A 13,724-nucleotide genomic window follows, 5' to 3' on the forward strand; every position below is an offset into this window, starting at 1 on the left:
GCTGTCACTGCTCCTGAAGGCGCTGGGGCACGGGGGTCTCCCCTGTTCGGGGAGAGCCGAGGGCTTGCGGGACGGTCGGGGGGAAGTCTGGGGTGTCCGTGGTGTGTACGGCCAGCGTGCGGTCCGGATTCAGCCGTACGACGATGTGGCGGCGCCAGTCGGCGTCGTCGCGGTCGGCGTGGTCCTCGCGCCAGTGGCAGCCACGAGTCTCCTCACGCAGCCGTGCGGCCGCGACCAGGACCCGCGCCACGCACAGGAGGTTGGTGGCCTCCCAGGTGTCGACGCCGGGCTCGGAGGTCTTGCCGTTCTCGTCGAGGGCGTCACGGGCGTCGGTGTGCAGCCGCTGGAGCCGGCCGGCGGCGGCCCTGAGGGACTCGGCGGAGCGCAGCACACCGGCCCCCTCCGTCATGATCCGCTGGATGGCGAACCGGGCCTCGGGGGCGAGCAGCGGGTGCGCGGGCTTCTCGGGGTGCGGGACCGGTTCCGGCACGCGCGCGTGCAGGCCGTTCTCGGAGCGGGTCTCCGCGATGTCCGCGGCGATGCGCTCGGCGTAGACGAGGCCCTCCAGGAGGGAGTTGGAGGCGAGCCGGTTGGCGCCGTGGACGCCGGTGCAGGCGACCTCGCCGCACGCGTACAGGCCCGGCACCGTGGTGCGGCCGCGGGCGTCCGTGCGGACGCCGCCGGAGGCGTAGTGGGCGGCCGGGGCGACCGGGACGGGCTCGGTGACCGGGTCGATGCCGTGGGCGCGGCAGGCGGCGAGGATGGTCGGGAAGCGGTGCTCCCACATGTCGGCGCCGAAGTGCCGGGCGTCGAGGTACATGTGCTCGGCGTCCTGCTCCTGCATGCGCCGCGTGATGCCCTTGGCGACGATGTCCCGGGGCGCCAGTTCGGCCAGCTCGTGCTGGCCGACCATGAAGCGCACGCCGTCCGCGTCGACCAGGTGGGCGCCCTCGCCGCGTACCGCCTCCGACACCAGCGGCTGCTGGCCCTCGGCGTCCGGGCCGAGGAAGAGCACGGTCGGGTGGAACTGGACGAATTCGAGGTCGGAGACCTCGGCGCCCGCGCGCAGGGCGAGTGCCACGCCGTCGCCCGTGGAGACCGACGGGTTGGTGGTCGCGGAGAAGACCTGGCCCATGCCGCCGGTGGCGAGGACCACGTTGGGGGCGTGGACGGCTCCTACGCCGTCGTGCTGGCCCTCTCCCATGACGTGGAGGGTCACACCCGCGGTGCGCCCGTCGGAGTCCGTGAGGAGGTCCAGGACGAGCGCGTTCTCGACCGTGCGCAGGCCACGCGCGCGTACCGCCTCGACGAGGGCCCGGGAGATCTCGGCGCCGGTCGCGTCGCCGCCGGCGTGCGCGATGCGACGGCGGTGGTGACCGCCCTCGCGGGCGAGTGCCAGCTCGCCTTCGGTGGACTCGTCGAAGTGGGCGCCGGTCTCGATCAGGCGGCGTACGGCGTCGGGGCCCTCGGTGACGAGGATGCGTACGGCGTCCTCGTCGCACAGGCCGGCGCCCGCCACCAGGGTGTCGTCGAGGTGCTGCTCGGGGGTGTCGCCCTCGCCGAGGGCCGCGGCGATGCCGCCCTGCGCCCAGCGGGTGGAGCCGTCGTCGAGGCGGGCCTTGGTGACGACGACGGTCGTCAGGCCCGCGGCCTCGCAGCGCAGCGCCGCGGTGAGGCCCGCGACGCCGGAGCCGACGACCACCACGTCCGCGGTGAGGGCCCAGCCGGGGGCGGGCGTGTGCAGTCGTATGCCGGTACCGGTGGGTGTACCCGTACCTGCGCCGGGTGTACCCGTACCTGTGGCTGTGCCGGTCACGAGGCGGCTCCGAAGGTGAGGGGGAGGTTGTCGATCAGGCGGGTCGTCCCGACCCGGGCGGCGACGGCGAGGACCGCCTCGCCGGTGAAGTCGTCCTCGATCTCGGTGAAGTCGGACGGATCGACCAGCGCCAGGTAGTCCAGGGCCAGCGGCGGCTGGAGGCGGGCCGCCTCGTCCAGGACGAGGCGGGCGGCGGCGCGGACGGCGGAGGGGCCACAGGAGGAGAAGCGACGCGAGGCGTCTCCGGCAGGGGCGGTGGTGGACGGTGGGAGGGACTTGGCGACGGCATGTGCGTCGGCGGCCGCGCGGGACTCGCCGATCGCGCTGAGCGCCTCGGCACGCGCGCGCGTGGCGGGCACTTCGCGGGCGCGGGCGCGCAGGGCCTCCTGGGCGGCGTGCCGGTCGCGGCCCGCGAAGAGGGCCTGGGAGAGGGCGAGCGCGGTGCGCCGCTCCACGGGCGACAGGTACCGGTTGCGGCTGGAGAGGGCGAGCCCGTCCTCCTCGCGCACGGTGGGCACGCCGACGATCTCCACGCCGAAGTTCAGGTCGCGCACCATGCGCCGGATCAGGGCCAGCTGCTGGGCGTCCTTCTGCCCGAACAGCGCCACGTCGGGCCGGGTGAGGTGCAGCAGCTTGGCGACGACGGTGAGCATGCCGTCGAAGTGGCCGGGGCGCACGGCGCCCTCCAGGCGCTCGCCCATCGGACCCGCGGAAAGGCGCACCTGGGGCTCGCCGCCCGGGTAGACCTCGTCCACGGGGGGGGCGAACACGGCGTCCGCGCCCGCCTCCTCGGTGATCTTGAGGTCGGCGTCGAGGGTGCGCGGGTAGCGGTCGAGGTCCTCGCCCGCGCCGAACTGGAGGGGGTTCACGAAGACCGTGACGACGACTTCGCCCTCGGGACCGGCGATCTCACGGGCGGCGCGGATCAGCGTGGCGTGGCCCTCGTGCAGCGCGCCCATGGTCATCACCACGGCCCGTCGACCGCGGCGCACGCGCGCGTGCAGTTCGTCGGCGGTGCGCAGCAGGGTGGTGGTCATCGGTCGCTCCCGTCGTCGGGCAGGGTCGCGCCGTCGGCGAGTACCCCGAGGAGATCCTCGGCGAATTCCGGCTTCAGCAGTCCGTGGGCCAGCGCCCGGTCGGCGGTCGCGCGGGCCATCGCGAGATAGCCGGCGACGGTCTGTGGGGCGTGCTTGCGCAGCTCGGCGACGTGCGCGGCGACCGTGCCCGCGTCACCGCGCGCCACGGGGCCGGTGAGGGCCGCGTCGCCCGACCTGAGGGCGTTGTCGAGGGCGGCGCCGAGCAGGGGGCCGAGCATCCGGTCGGGGGCCTCCACGCCCGCCGTGCGCAGCAGTTCCATGGACTCGGCGACCAGGGTCACCAGGTGGTTGGCGCCGAGCGCGAGGGCCGCGTGGTAGAGCGGCCGGGACTCCTCGGCGATCCACTCGGGCTCGCCGCCCATCTCGATCACCAGGGCCTCGGCCGCCAGCCGCAGTTCCTCGGGTGCGGTGACCCCGAAGGAGCAGCCGGCCAGCCGCTGGACGTCCACCGGGGTGCCGGTGAACGTCATGGCGGGGTGCAGCGCGAGCGGCAGGGCGCCCACCCTGAGCGCCGGGTCGAGCACGCGCGCGCCGTACCGCCCGGAGGTGTGCACGAGCAGCTGTCCGGGCCGTACGGCACGCGTCTCGGCGAGTCCTTCGACGAGCCCGGGCAGGGCGTCGTCCGGGACGGTCAGCAGCACCAGCTCGGCCCGCTCCAGGACCTGCGCCGGGGACACCACCGGCACGTCGGGCAGGAGCAGCGCGGCACGCCGCTTGGAGGCGTCGGAGACCCCGGAGACGGCCACCGGGCGGTGTCCGGCCAGTTGGAGGGCCGCGGCGAGGGCGGGGCCGACGCGGCCCGCACCGACGACACCGACGGTCAGCCGTGCGGGGCGGTCCTTGGGGTCTGGTTGGGAGAATGTACTCACTCGACGGCGGCCTTCCGTTCCAGTCCGCTCGGGGTACCGGACGATTTCTCGTCATGTTAACGCGATTGGTTCGAGCACCGTTTTGGTTGTCCACAGGCTGTGGGTTTCCGCAGGTCGCGAGGGGTGCTGAAATTGGGGTGCCGATGCGGAGCGGCTCGCGGCATGATCCGGGGATGAGCGATACGGCGGAGCGAGAGTCCGAAGAGATGCCCGAAGCCACGGCCGAGGAGACGGCCGGCGGAACGGCCGAGGAGACGCCCGAGCAGAAGCGGGAACGGCGGAGTGCCGCCTGGCGGGCGGCGGAACGGGTGCTGTGGCGGCCCAGCTACTACCAGTCGGTGGGCGAACGGCTGGCCTGGCTGAACGACGGGGCCGAGGGGGTGTACGACCTCGATCAGCAGGTCGACATGTACGGCGACCGGATCATGGAGACCCTGGAGGAGCGGGTCGCCGGCCTGCTCGGCAAGGAGGCCGCCGCCTTCTTCCCCACCGGCACCATGGCCCAGCAGGTCGCCCTGCGCTGCTGGGCGGGCCGCACCGGGAACCCGACCGTCGCACTGCATGCGCTCGGTCACCCCGAAGTCCATGAACGGCATGCGTTCAGCCAGGTCAGCGGCTTGCGCCCGGTCCGGGTGACCGACGAGCCCAGGCTGCCGACCGCCGAGGAGATACGGGACTTCCCGGAGCCCTTCGGGACGCTGCTGCTCGAACTGCCTCTCCGGGACGCCGGTTTCGTGCTGCCCTCCTGGGAGGAGCTGTCCGAGGTCGTGGAGGCCGCCCGCGAGCGCGACGCGGTGGTCCACTTCGACGGGGCCCGTCTGTGGGAGTGCACCCCGCACTTCGGCCGCCCCCTGGACGAGATCGCGGACCTCGCGGACAGCGTCTACGTGTCGTTCTACAAGTCGCTCGACGGTTTCGGCGGGGCGGCTCTCGCGGGCCCGAAGACGCTGATCGACGAGGCGAGGACCTGGCGACACCGGTACGGCGGCACGGTCCTCCAGCAGTTCCCGACGGCGCTCGCGGCGCTCATCGGCCTGGAGCGGGAACTGCCCCGGCTGCCGCAATACGTGGCCCACGCGCGCGTGGTCGCCACCGCCCTGCGCGAGGGGCTCACGGAGGCCGGGGTCCCCTGGGTGCGGGTCCACCCCGAACCGCCGCACACCCACCAGTTCCAGGTCTGGCTGCCGTACGACCCCGATGTCCTCACGGACGCGGGGCTGCGGCAGACCGAGGAGACGAAGACCAGCCTCTTCCCGCAGAGCTGGTGGCGAGGCGGCCCGGGGCTGGCGTTCACCGAGGTCACCGTGGCGTCGGCCGGTCTGGAGTGGACGGCCGAGGACGTCAAGGCGGCCGTACGGGAGTTCGTGGAGCGGCTGCCCCGCTGACCCCGCACGGCGGTCGGCAGCCAGTGTGCGCCCGCCGATCCCGCAGGGCGGTCAGCAGCTCGTGTGCGCCCGCCGCCCGTGCAGCCAACGGCCCACGGCCGCCCGTATCCGCCCGTGGGCCGGGCGGCCCGCCACGACCGCCTGGAGCTGCCGGTGGTCGCGCAGCTCACGGGCGACCTGCCAGTCGTGCGCGCCGGGCGCCGGAGGGGCCTGTTCGCCGTGAAATGGGCTGTGCGGGCCCCTCGCGGTTGCCCCGGTCGTCCCAGGCTGCGGCCGCGCCCGGTGCGTGTCGCCCCGATTGACGGCCGCTGTCAATCGACGGCGGCGTTGTCGGTGCCGGGGTGCACCATGAGGTCATGAGCGTGCACATCGATGTCACCGGGCTGCGGCAGGAGCGGATCGCCGTCGTGCCGTCTCCGCTGGCCGAGCTCGGGATGGCCCTGCACGCGCTGTCCGAGCCGGGGCACCACCCGGGGCTGCAGGGCTGGGCGACCGGCGTGAGCGCACGGCTTGACCCGCATCTCGCGGACCGGATGTGCGAGGCCGACTTCCTGTGGCGGACGACGTTCTCGGACCTGTTCCTGCCCTACGCCGGTCTTCCCGGCCGGGTCACGCTCCCGGGTGCCACGCTCGCCGAGGAGCTGGACCTGCTGGACAAGCTGACGGACGAGCAGTTCGTGGACGCCGCCCTGGAATTCACCTGCGCGCTCGCGTACGCGGCACCGGCCCGCGCCACGCTCGGCGACCCCGAGCTGCAGCAGCGCGCGCTGGAGCTGGCCGCCGCGCGCGGGCCCCAGCAGGTGCGGTTCAGCAAGCGGCTGCTGGACGACCCACCGCGGATCCGGGCGTGGCTGCGGCAGTTTCTGCAGGACTGCGACGAGGCGTTCTTCGCGGAGGCCTGGTCCCGGCTGCGCCACCAGCTCGCGGCGGACGCCCGCCACAAGACGGACCTCCTGCGGCGCAAGGGCCTGGCCGAGGCCGTGGCCTCGGTGTCCCCGGCGGTGGCACTCGACGAGACGGCCCGGACGATCACGGTCGACAAACTGGGCCAGGGCCAGACGGCCACCGGGGAGGGCGGCCTCCTCCTGGTGCCGACCAGTCTCGGCCGGCCGCACCTGATGGTCCTGCACCGGTACGGCTGGCAGCCGGTGCTGCACTACCCGGTCGGCTCCCCGGAGCTGACGGCACCGTCCTCGCTCGAACAGCTGACCCTGCGGATGACGGCCCTGTCCCATCCGGTCCGGATGCGGATCTGCCGCAGCCTGGCCCGCAGCGCGTTCACCACGGGCGAGCTGGCCCAGCTGAACGGAATGACGGCTCCTGAGATATCCCGGCACCTGAGCGTCCTGAAGAAGGCCGGGCTGATCAGCACGCGCCGCCGCGGCCGGTACGTACTGCACCAGCTGGACGTGACGGTCGTGGCCCGGCTGGGCAGCGACTTCCTGGAGGGCATCCTGCGCTGAGCCGCGCCGCGAGGGCTCGGGCGAACCGGGCGGACTCAGTCGAACCGGATGTGTTTCGCCCCCGTCCACGCCCGCCGCAGCCGCCCCCGCAGCGCCCCGTCCCGGTTCGGCGCGAGGGTGAGACCGGCCAGTACGGCGATGCGGTCGGCGGTCTTGGCGACCGTGGTGCGGTCGGTCCACAGGTGCTCGGCGAACTCCGGCTCGCGCAGCCGCTCCAGACAGTCGTCGAGCTGCTGCACGGCCCAGCTCTCGCGCCGCAGCGGGGCGTCCTTCCCGGCGACGTACTGAAGGAGGTGCCCGAAGCCGCGCTCGCGCAGCCGCCTCAGTACGGTCTCGCGCTCGGCGAGAAGCGCGAAGTGCCGTACGTCGTGGCCCAGTTCGGTCAGCCGGCCGACCGTCTCGTCGAAGTAGACGGGGTTCGTGACCGTCATGGGGGCGATGACCACGCCGTCGTGCTTGCCGAGGACGAGGTCGAGCACCTCGACCACGCCCTGCCGCCAGGACGTCAAGTCCTGGAAGTTCCCGCGCAGTTCGGGCGGCAGCATGCGGCGCAGGCCGAAGCCGGCGTGTTCCGGATCGCAGACGACACTGCCGGGCAGCCGTCGCTGGATCTCGTGTGCGGTCTGTGACTTGCCGCCCCCGAAGGGGCCGTTGATCCACAGGAGCATGCGCAGACCCTAGTGGGCCCCGATTACGCCCCGGTCACGCCTCCTTGTCGACGCCGGGCCGACGCTGGACCGACGCCGGGCCGGACGCCGTCAGCGGTGCCCGCCGGCCCGTACGATCCCCGTCTCGTAGGCGAGGACGACCACCTGTACCCGGTCCCGCAGCCCCAGCTTGGTCAGGATGCGTCCCACGTGCGTCTTCACGGTCGCCTCGGACAGCACGAGGCGCGCCGCGATCTCCCCGTTCGACAGGCCCTGCGCGACCAGCACCATGACCTCGCGCTCACGCTCGGTGAGCCGCTCCAGCTCCTTGTGCTGGGGCTCCTTCCCGGCGTTGGGCAGCATCGGCGCGAAGCGGTCGAGCAGCCGCCGGGTGGTGGAGGGCGCGACCACCGCGTCGCCGCTGTGCACGGAGCGGATGGCAGTGAGCAGCTCGCCGGGCGGCACGTCCTTGAGCATGAAGCCGGAGGCGCCCGCCTTCAGTCCGGAGAAGGCGTACTCGTCGAGGTCGAAGGTGGTGAGGATGAGCACCTTCGGAGGGTTCGGTTCCGAGCAGATGCGGCGGGTGGTCTCCACGCCGTCCAGCTTCGGCATGCGTACGTCCATCAGCACCACGTCGACGGCCGTCGACCGCAGCACCTGGAGGGCCTCGACGCCGTCGCCCGCCTCGGCCACGACCTCCATGTCCGGCTGGGCGTCAAGCACCATCCGGAAACCGGTGCGCAGCAGCACCTGGTCGTCGACGAGCATGACTCGGATTGCCATCGGGGTCCTCTTCCCTCTCTGTAAAAGTCAAATTCGGCCACTGGATGCCAACTGAAAGTCAGCCGGAGGCCAAAACGGGTCGTTACAGGTGTCAGTGGGCTGTCTTGAGCGGCAACAGGGCGCTGATCCGGAAGCCCCCACCAGGTCGCGGTCCCGCGTCCAGGGTGCCGCCGACCATACCGACGCGCTCGCGCATCCCGATCAGGCCGTGCCCCTGGCCGTCGGCGCCTCCCTCCTCGTACAGCTCGTGGGGCGCGCCCTTGCCGTCGTCCTCGACGAGCAGCCCCAGGCCGTCGTCGAAGTACACCAGGCGCACGCTCGCGCCCGCGTTCGGGCCCCCGTGCTTGCGCGTGTTGGTGAGCGCCTCCTGCACGATGCGGTACGCCGTGAGCTCCACCCCGCTGGGCAGCGGGCGCGGGGTGCCCTCGACCTTGAAGTCGACGGGCAGGCCCGAGGTGCGGCACTGCTCGATGAGGTCGTCGAGCTGCTCGACGTCGGGCTGCGGCACATATTCGCCGCTCTCCTGGTGCTCACCGGTGCGCAGCACGCCCAGCAGACGGCGCATCTCGGCAAGGGCCTGGCGGCCGGTCCCGGAGATCGTCTCCAGTGCCTTCCTGGCCTGCTCGGGGGCGGTGTCCATGACGTACGCGGCGCCGTCGGCCTGGACCACCATCACGGAGACGTTGTGGGCGACCACGTCGTGCAGCTCACGGGCGATCCGGGCGCGCTCGGCGGCGACGGCGACCTTCGCCTGTGCCTCGCGTTCCTTCTCCAGCCGGGCGGCGCGCTCCTCCAGCTGGGCGAGGTAGGCGCGACGGGTGCGGATGGAGTCGCCGAGCACCCAGGCGAGCGCGAAGGGGACCGTCTGGAAGGCCGCTATCAGAACGTTGTTCAGCGAGTTCGAGGCTTCCTGGGGCCAGCGGATCTGCGAGAGCGGCGCCGCGCACAGGCCGCCGATCAGCGCGAAGCGCGAGGTCCAGCGGGCGCCGTCCGCGGCCACGGTGTAGATGATCACCAGCATCGCGAAGTCGGCGGGCACCACCTCGACGTCCAGGGCCAGCTGGGCGAAGCCCATCGCGGCGGCCAGGATCAGCATCTTCTCGGGCATACGGCGGCGCAGCGCGACGACCACACTCAGTACGACGGCGATCGGGAACGCCGCGGCGAGCGGCCCATGCCGGTCCGAGGCGCCGTTGACAGTGGTGAGGCTCACGCCGGAGATCCCGAGCAGGACGACGGCCCAGAAGCTGTCGACCCACGTCGGGTGCCTGCGGAGAAAGTCATAAAGGCGCTGCACGTAACCCAGAGTAGGGAAGCGTGCAGTGTGCAGGGGTCAACCGGAGGGTCGATCCGCAAGGCGTGCTCGTACTCCCCAAGGTGGAGGCTCCCCCCGTCTTCGGCACTTAGCCTGGCCCCGTGAGCGGTGTGGCGGCGGGCGAGTGGCGGGGTTGGCGCGAGGCGACGGAGGAGGCCCTGTACGGGCCCTCCGGCTTCTACCGCGGGCCCGAGGGGCCCGGCGGCCACTTCCGTACGTCGGTGCACGCGTCGTCGCTGTTCGCCGGGGCCGTGGCCCGGCTGCTGTGCCGGGTCGACGAGGTTCTCGGACACCCCGCCGAGCTCGCCCTCGTCGACATGGGGGCGGGCCGCGGCGAACTGGTGACCGGCGTCCTCGCCGCGCTCCCCGCCGAGGTGGCCGCCCGCGCGCGTGGGTACGCGGTCGAGCGCGCCGACCGCCCCGCCGGTCTCGATCACCGGATCGAGTGGCTCGCCGAGCCCCCGAAGGGCGTCAGCGGACTGCTGTTCGCCAACGAGTGGCTGGACAACGTGCCGGTCGAGGTGGCGGAGGTGGACGCGGCGGGCGTACCGCGACTGGTTCTCGTACGAGGCCACGACGGGGCCGAACGCCTCGGGGAGCCCGTCGCCGGGGCGGACGCGCAGTGGCTGCGGAGGTGGTGGCCACTGCCCTCCGCGGGCCCGCCCTCCGAAGGACCGTCCTCCGAAGATCTGGCCGCCGAAAGACCGTCCTCCGAAGGGCTCGTTTCCGGACGGGTGCCCTTGGACGGGGCCCGTGTGGACGGGGCCCGTGCCGAGATCGGGCTGCCCAGGGACACCGCCTGGGCCTCCGCCGTGGCCGCCCTCGACCACGGTCTCGCCGTCGCCGTCGACTACGCGCACGTCGCCGCCGCCCGGCCGCCCTTCGGGACGCTCACGGGCTTCCGGGAGGGCCGGGAGACGCTGCCCGTGCCGGACGGATCGTGCGACATCACGGCACATGTGGCGCTGGACGCGTGCGCGCTGCCCGGAGGACGTGTGGTGACCCAGCGGGCCGCACTGCGCGCGCTGGGCGTGCGCGGCGCCCGACCGGCGCTCACGCTCGCCACCACGGACCCCACCGCCTACGTGCGCGCTCTCGCGGGCGCCGGGGAGGCCGCCGAACTCACCGCGGCCGGCGGCCTGGGCGACTTCGGCTGGCTGCTCCAGCCGGTTGGAATTCCGAACTCAGCGATCGACGGCCTACTTGATGGCCTACGTGACGGCCTACTTGTCGATGTCCCCGACCACGAAGAACAGTGACCCCAGGATCGCCACCATGTCCGCGACCAGCGTGCCGGGCAGCAGCTCCACCAGCGCCTGGATGTTGTTGTACGAGGCCGAGCGCAGCTTCAGCCGGTACGGAGTCTTCTCGCCCTTGCTGACCAGGTAGTAGCCATTGATGCCGAGGGGGTTCTCGGTCCAGGCGTACGTGTGGCCCTCGGGCGCCTTCAGGACCTTGGGGAGGCGCTGGTTGATCGGGCCGGGCGGCAGCTCGGCCAGCCGGTCGAGGCAGGCGTCTGCCAGGTCGAGCGCGTTGTGCGTCTGCTCCAGGAGGCATTCGAAGCGGGCCAGACAGTCGCCCTCCTGCCGGGTGACCACCTTCAGGGTGTCCTGGAGCTCCCCGTAGGCGAGGTACGGCTCGTCCCGGCGCAGGTCGAAGTCGACGCCGGAGGCACGCGCGATCGGCCCGCTCACGCCGTAGGCGTGCACGGTCTCCGGCGCGAGCGTGCCCACACCCCGCGTACGCCCCCGGAAGATCTCGTTGCCGAGCACCAGGTCGTCGTACACGCCCATCCGCGAGCGCAGGGCCGTGACGGCCTCACGCGCGCGGGTGGTCCATCCGGCCGGAAGGTCCTCCTTGAGGCCCCCGACCCGGTTGAACATGTAGTGCATGCGCCCGCCGGAGATCTCCTCCATGACGTGCTGGAGCTCCTCGCGCTCCGTGAAGGCGTAGAAGATCGGGGTGATCCCGCCCAGCTCCAGGGGGTACGACCCCAGGAACATCAAGTGGTTCAGGACCCGGTTGAGCTCCGCGAGCAGCGTGCGCATCCACACCGCGCGCTCGGGGACCTCCATGCCGAGCATCCGCTCCACGGCGAGGACCACGCCCAGCTCGTTCGAGAAGGCGGAGAGCCAGTCGTGGCGGTTGGCGAGCATGACAATCTGGCGGTAGTCGCGCGCTTCGAAGAGCTTCTCCGCGCCGCGGTGCATATAGCCGATGACCGGCTCGACGTGCTGGATCCGTTCGCCGTCCAGGACCAGCTTCAACCGCAGCACGCCGTGCGTGGACGGATGCTGAGGACCGATGTTGAGCACCATGTCGGTGCTCTCAGCGGCGCCGCCGATTCCGACCATGGTCTCCGTCGTAGGAGTCATGGACACAGTTTGTCGTACGTACCCTTGCGGCATGGATACGGGGAGCACGGAGTTCGCGGGAAACCCCGCGAAAAACACGGCGCCGGAGCCGGTCTGGACCGGACTGCCGCCGGGTCTGCTACGGATGCGCCGGCTGCTGCTGGTGGTGTGGCTCGGGCTGCTCACGATCGTCCTGGGGGTGCTCCTCGCGGTGTTCGCGGGCGCCGTCTGGGCGGCCTTCGCGCTGCTGCCGTTCGCCCTGCTGCTGTGGGGCTGGCGGATGCTGGGGCGCAACTGGCGCTCCTGGCGGTACGCCGAGCGCGCCGACGACCTGCTGATCAGCCGGGGAGTGCTGTTCCGCGAGGAGACCGTGGTGCCGTACGGCCGGATGCAGCTGGTGGAGGTGACCTCCGGGCCCGTCGAGCGGCACTTCGGGCTGGCGAGCGTGCAGCTGCACACGGCGGCCGCGGCGACCGACGCGTGCATCCCGGGCCTGGACCCGGCCGAGGCCGAGCGGCTGCGCGACCGGCTCACCGAGCTGGGCGAGGCCCGATCGGCGGGGCTGTGAGCACCCCGGCGCCGGACATGGAGGACGCCGTCCGGGAAGAGAAGCCGCTGGTGGAGCGGCGGCTGCACCCCATAACGCCGTTCCGGCGGGCCTGGGCGCCGGTCGCCGTGGTCGCCGGCTGGGCCGTGCACGACCCCAACCAGGCGCAGGAACAGCTGACCAGGCTGACGACGACCGCACTGCTCATCGGGCTCGCCGTGATCGTCCCGGCGGCCGCCCTCTACGGCTTCCTGAGCTGGTGGTTCACGCACTTCGCGGTGACCGAGACCGAGCTGCGCATCCGTACCGGCCTGTTGTTCCGGCGTACCGCGCACATCCGGCTCGACCGGCTGCAGGCCGTCGACGTCACCCAGCCGCTGCTGGCCCGCGTCGCGGGCGTCACCAAGCTCAAACTCGATGTCATCGGCACGGACAAGAAAGACGAACTGGCCTTCCTCGGCGAGGACGAGGCACGCGCCCTGCGCGCCGAGCTCCTCGCCCGCGCGGCCGGTTTCGCCCCCGAGACGGCGCACGAGGTCGGTGAGGCGCCGGTGCGGCAGCTGCTGCACGTCCCGGCCGGCGTCCTCGCCGTCTCCCTCGTCCTCACCGGCGCCACCTGGGGCTCCCTGGCCGCCGCGCTCGTCGTACCGCCCGTGCTGTGGTTCGGCACCCACAGTGTGTGGACGGTCCTCGCGACCGGGGTGCCGCTGCTCGGCGCGGCGGGCGCGAGCAGCGTGGGGCGGTTCGTCGGCGAGTACGACTGGACGGTGGGCGAGTCCCCGGACGGGCTGCGCATCGACCACGGCCTCCTCGACCGTACGCACGAGACCGTGCCGCCCGGCCGCGTACAGACCGTGCGGATCGTCGAACCGCTGCTGTGGCGGCGGCGCGGGTGGGTGCGGGTGGAGCTGGACGTGGCGGGGTCGTCGAACTCCGTCCTCGTGCCCGTCGCTCCGCGCGCGGTCGCCGAGTCGGTGATCACGAAAGCACTGCCCGGGGTGACGGTGCCTGCCGCCCTGTCCCGGCCGCCGCGCCGCGCCTGGTGGTGCGTGCCGTTGTGGTGGCGGGGGTATGGGCTCGCCGTCACCGACACCGTCTTCGCGGCGCGCCACGGGCTGCTGCGGCGCAGTCTCTCGCTCGTGCCGCACGCGAAGGTCCAGAGCGTACGGCTGGCACAAGGGCCCTGGGAGCGCTTCAGAGGCGTCGCCGACGTCCATGTGGACACGGGGGCCAACAAGACGGTGACGGCACGGCTGCGGGACGCCTCCGAGGCGGCGGAGCTGCTTCAGTCGCAGGCCGACCGGTCACGGACGGGACGGCGCGAGGCTCGGCCGGACCGGTGGATGGCCTGAGACGCTTCGAGGCCTGCGACGCCCGCGAAACCTGCGAGGCCTGCGAGGCCTGCGAGGTCCACAACGCCTGCGAGGCCTGAGAACGGCTTGAGGGCG

The 13,724-nt window shown here is 72.6% G+C and carries 12 protein-coding genes; 5 read left to right on the forward strand and 7 right to left on the reverse strand.

Translation table 11 applies throughout. The features are described 5' to 3' along the window. Nucleotides 1-4 precede the first annotated feature (4 nt). Genes RV986_RS22895 through RV986_RS22905 form a run of 3 tightly spaced genes read right to left on the reverse strand, consistent with a single transcriptional unit; the run spans nt 5 to nt 3,782 of the window. On the reverse strand, nt 5-1,816 hold the full coding sequence (locus RV986_RS22895; protein ID WP_475919181.1) for an L-aspartate oxidase: 1,812 nt from the start codon (nt 1,814-1,816) through the stop codon (nt 5-7). Beyond that, nucleotides 1,813-2,853, reverse strand: a complete 1,041-nt coding sequence (gene panC, locus RV986_RS22900) for a pantoate--beta-alanine ligase (RefSeq protein WP_475919182.1) — start codon at nt 2,851-2,853, stop codon at nt 1,813-1,815. The genes RV986_RS22895 and panC overlap by 4 nt, the downstream gene beginning before the upstream one ends. Beyond that, nucleotides 2,850-3,782 (reverse strand): Rossmann-like and DUF2520 domain-containing protein, encoded by a 933-nt coding sequence (locus tag RV986_RS22905; protein WP_475919183.1) that lies wholly within the window; start codon nt 3,780-3,782, stop codon nt 2,850-2,852. Before RV986_RS22905 ends, panC begins: the two co-directional genes overlap by 4 nt. A 206-nt stretch (nt 3,783-3,988) precedes the next feature. Between RV986_RS22905 and RV986_RS22910 the strand changes: the two genes are divergently transcribed. Next, the gene (locus tag RV986_RS22910; RefSeq protein ID WP_475924388.1) at nt 3,989-5,167 is read left to right on the forward strand and encodes a threonine aldolase family protein; all 1,179 of its coding nucleotides are present in this window, start codon (nt 3,989-3,991) and stop codon (nt 5,165-5,167) included. A gap of 356 nt (nt 5,168-5,523) precedes the next feature. Then, the gene (locus RV986_RS22915; RefSeq protein WP_475919184.1) at nt 5,524-6,630 is read left to right on the forward strand and encodes a DUF5937 family protein; all 1,107 of its coding nucleotides are present in this window, start codon (nt 5,524-5,526) and stop codon (nt 6,628-6,630) included. Between the two features lie 35 nt (nt 6,631-6,665). On the opposite strand, the gene RV986_RS22920 is transcribed toward RV986_RS22915, so the two are convergent. The 3 genes from RV986_RS22920 to RV986_RS22930 form a co-directional block, all read right to left on the reverse strand. After that, nucleotides 6,666-7,298, reverse strand: coding sequence for an AAA family ATPase (locus RV986_RS22920; RefSeq protein ID WP_475919185.1), 633 nt, complete (start codon nt 7,296-7,298; stop codon nt 6,666-6,668). A gap of 90 nt (nt 7,299-7,388) precedes the next feature. Continuing rightward, nucleotides 7,389-8,060 (reverse strand): response regulator transcription factor, encoded by a 672-nt coding sequence (locus RV986_RS22925; protein WP_475919186.1) that lies wholly within the window; start codon nt 8,058-8,060, stop codon nt 7,389-7,391. Nucleotides 8,061-8,151: 91 nt separating this feature from the next. Then, nucleotides 8,152-9,357, reverse strand: coding sequence for a sensor histidine kinase (locus RV986_RS22930; RefSeq protein ID WP_475919187.1), 1,206 nt, complete (start codon nt 9,355-9,357; stop codon nt 8,152-8,154). A gap of 119 nt (nt 9,358-9,476) precedes the next feature. Here RV986_RS22930 and RV986_RS22935 point away from each other — a divergent pair, with 119 nt between their 5' ends. Continuing rightward, nucleotides 9,477-10,634, forward strand: coding sequence for an SAM-dependent methyltransferase (locus RV986_RS22935; RefSeq protein ID WP_475919188.1), 1,158 nt, complete (start codon nt 9,477-9,479; stop codon nt 10,632-10,634). Here RV986_RS22935 and RV986_RS22940 read toward each other — a convergent pair. After that, nucleotides 10,599-11,750, reverse strand: a complete 1,152-nt coding sequence (locus RV986_RS22940; protein WP_475919189.1) for an NADH-quinone oxidoreductase subunit D — start codon at nt 11,748-11,750, stop codon at nt 10,599-10,601. The genes RV986_RS22935 and RV986_RS22940 overlap by 36 nt on opposite strands. Nucleotides 11,751-11,781: 31 nt before the next feature. Between RV986_RS22940 and RV986_RS22945 the strand changes: the two genes are divergently transcribed. Both RV986_RS22945 and RV986_RS22950 read left to right on the forward strand, forming a co-directional pair. Further along, nucleotides 11,782-12,297: a PH domain-containing protein gene (locus RV986_RS22945; RefSeq protein ID WP_475919190.1), complete on the forward strand. Its 516-nt coding sequence runs from the start codon at nt 11,782-11,784 to the stop codon at nt 12,295-12,297. 17 nt (nt 12,298-12,314) lie between these two features. Then, nucleotides 12,315-13,628, forward strand: coding sequence for a PH domain-containing protein (locus RV986_RS22950; RefSeq protein WP_475924389.1), 1,314 nt, complete (start codon nt 12,315-12,317; stop codon nt 13,626-13,628). Nucleotides 13,629-13,724: the final 96 nt, after the last annotated feature.

The sequence above is a fragment of the Streptomyces sp. RLA012 genome (assembly GCF_056270325.1).

Excerpts from the sequence above, each read along its gene's own strand:
- panC (WP_475919182.1), bottom strand. The coding sequence starts at position 2,853 with ATGACCACCACCCTGCTGCGCACCGCCGACGAACTGCACGCGCGCGTG.
- RV986_RS22910 (WP_475924388.1), top strand. The coding sequence starts at position 3,989 with ATGCCCGAAGCCACGGCCGAGGAGACGGCCGGCGGAACGGCCGAGGAG.
- RV986_RS22915 (WP_475919184.1), top strand. The coding sequence starts at position 5,524 with ATGAGCGTGCACATCGATGTCACCGGGCTGCGGCAGGAGCGGATCGCC.
- RV986_RS22920 (WP_475919185.1), bottom strand. The coding sequence starts at position 7,298 with ATGCTCCTGTGGATCAACGGCCCCTTCGGGGGCGGCAAGTCACAGACC.
- RV986_RS22925 (WP_475919186.1), bottom strand. The coding sequence starts at position 8,060 with ATGGCAATCCGAGTCATGCTCGTCGACGACCAGGTGCTGCTGCGCACC.
- RV986_RS22940 (WP_475919189.1), bottom strand. The coding sequence starts at position 11,750 with ATGACTCCTACGACGGAGACCATGGTCGGAATCGGCGGCGCCGCTGAG.
- RV986_RS22945 (WP_475919190.1), top strand. The coding sequence starts at position 11,782 with ATGGATACGGGGAGCACGGAGTTCGCGGGAAACCCCGCGAAAAACACG.
- RV986_RS22950 (WP_475924389.1), top strand. The coding sequence starts at position 12,315 with ATGGAGGACGCCGTCCGGGAAGAGAAGCCGCTGGTGGAGCGGCGGCTG.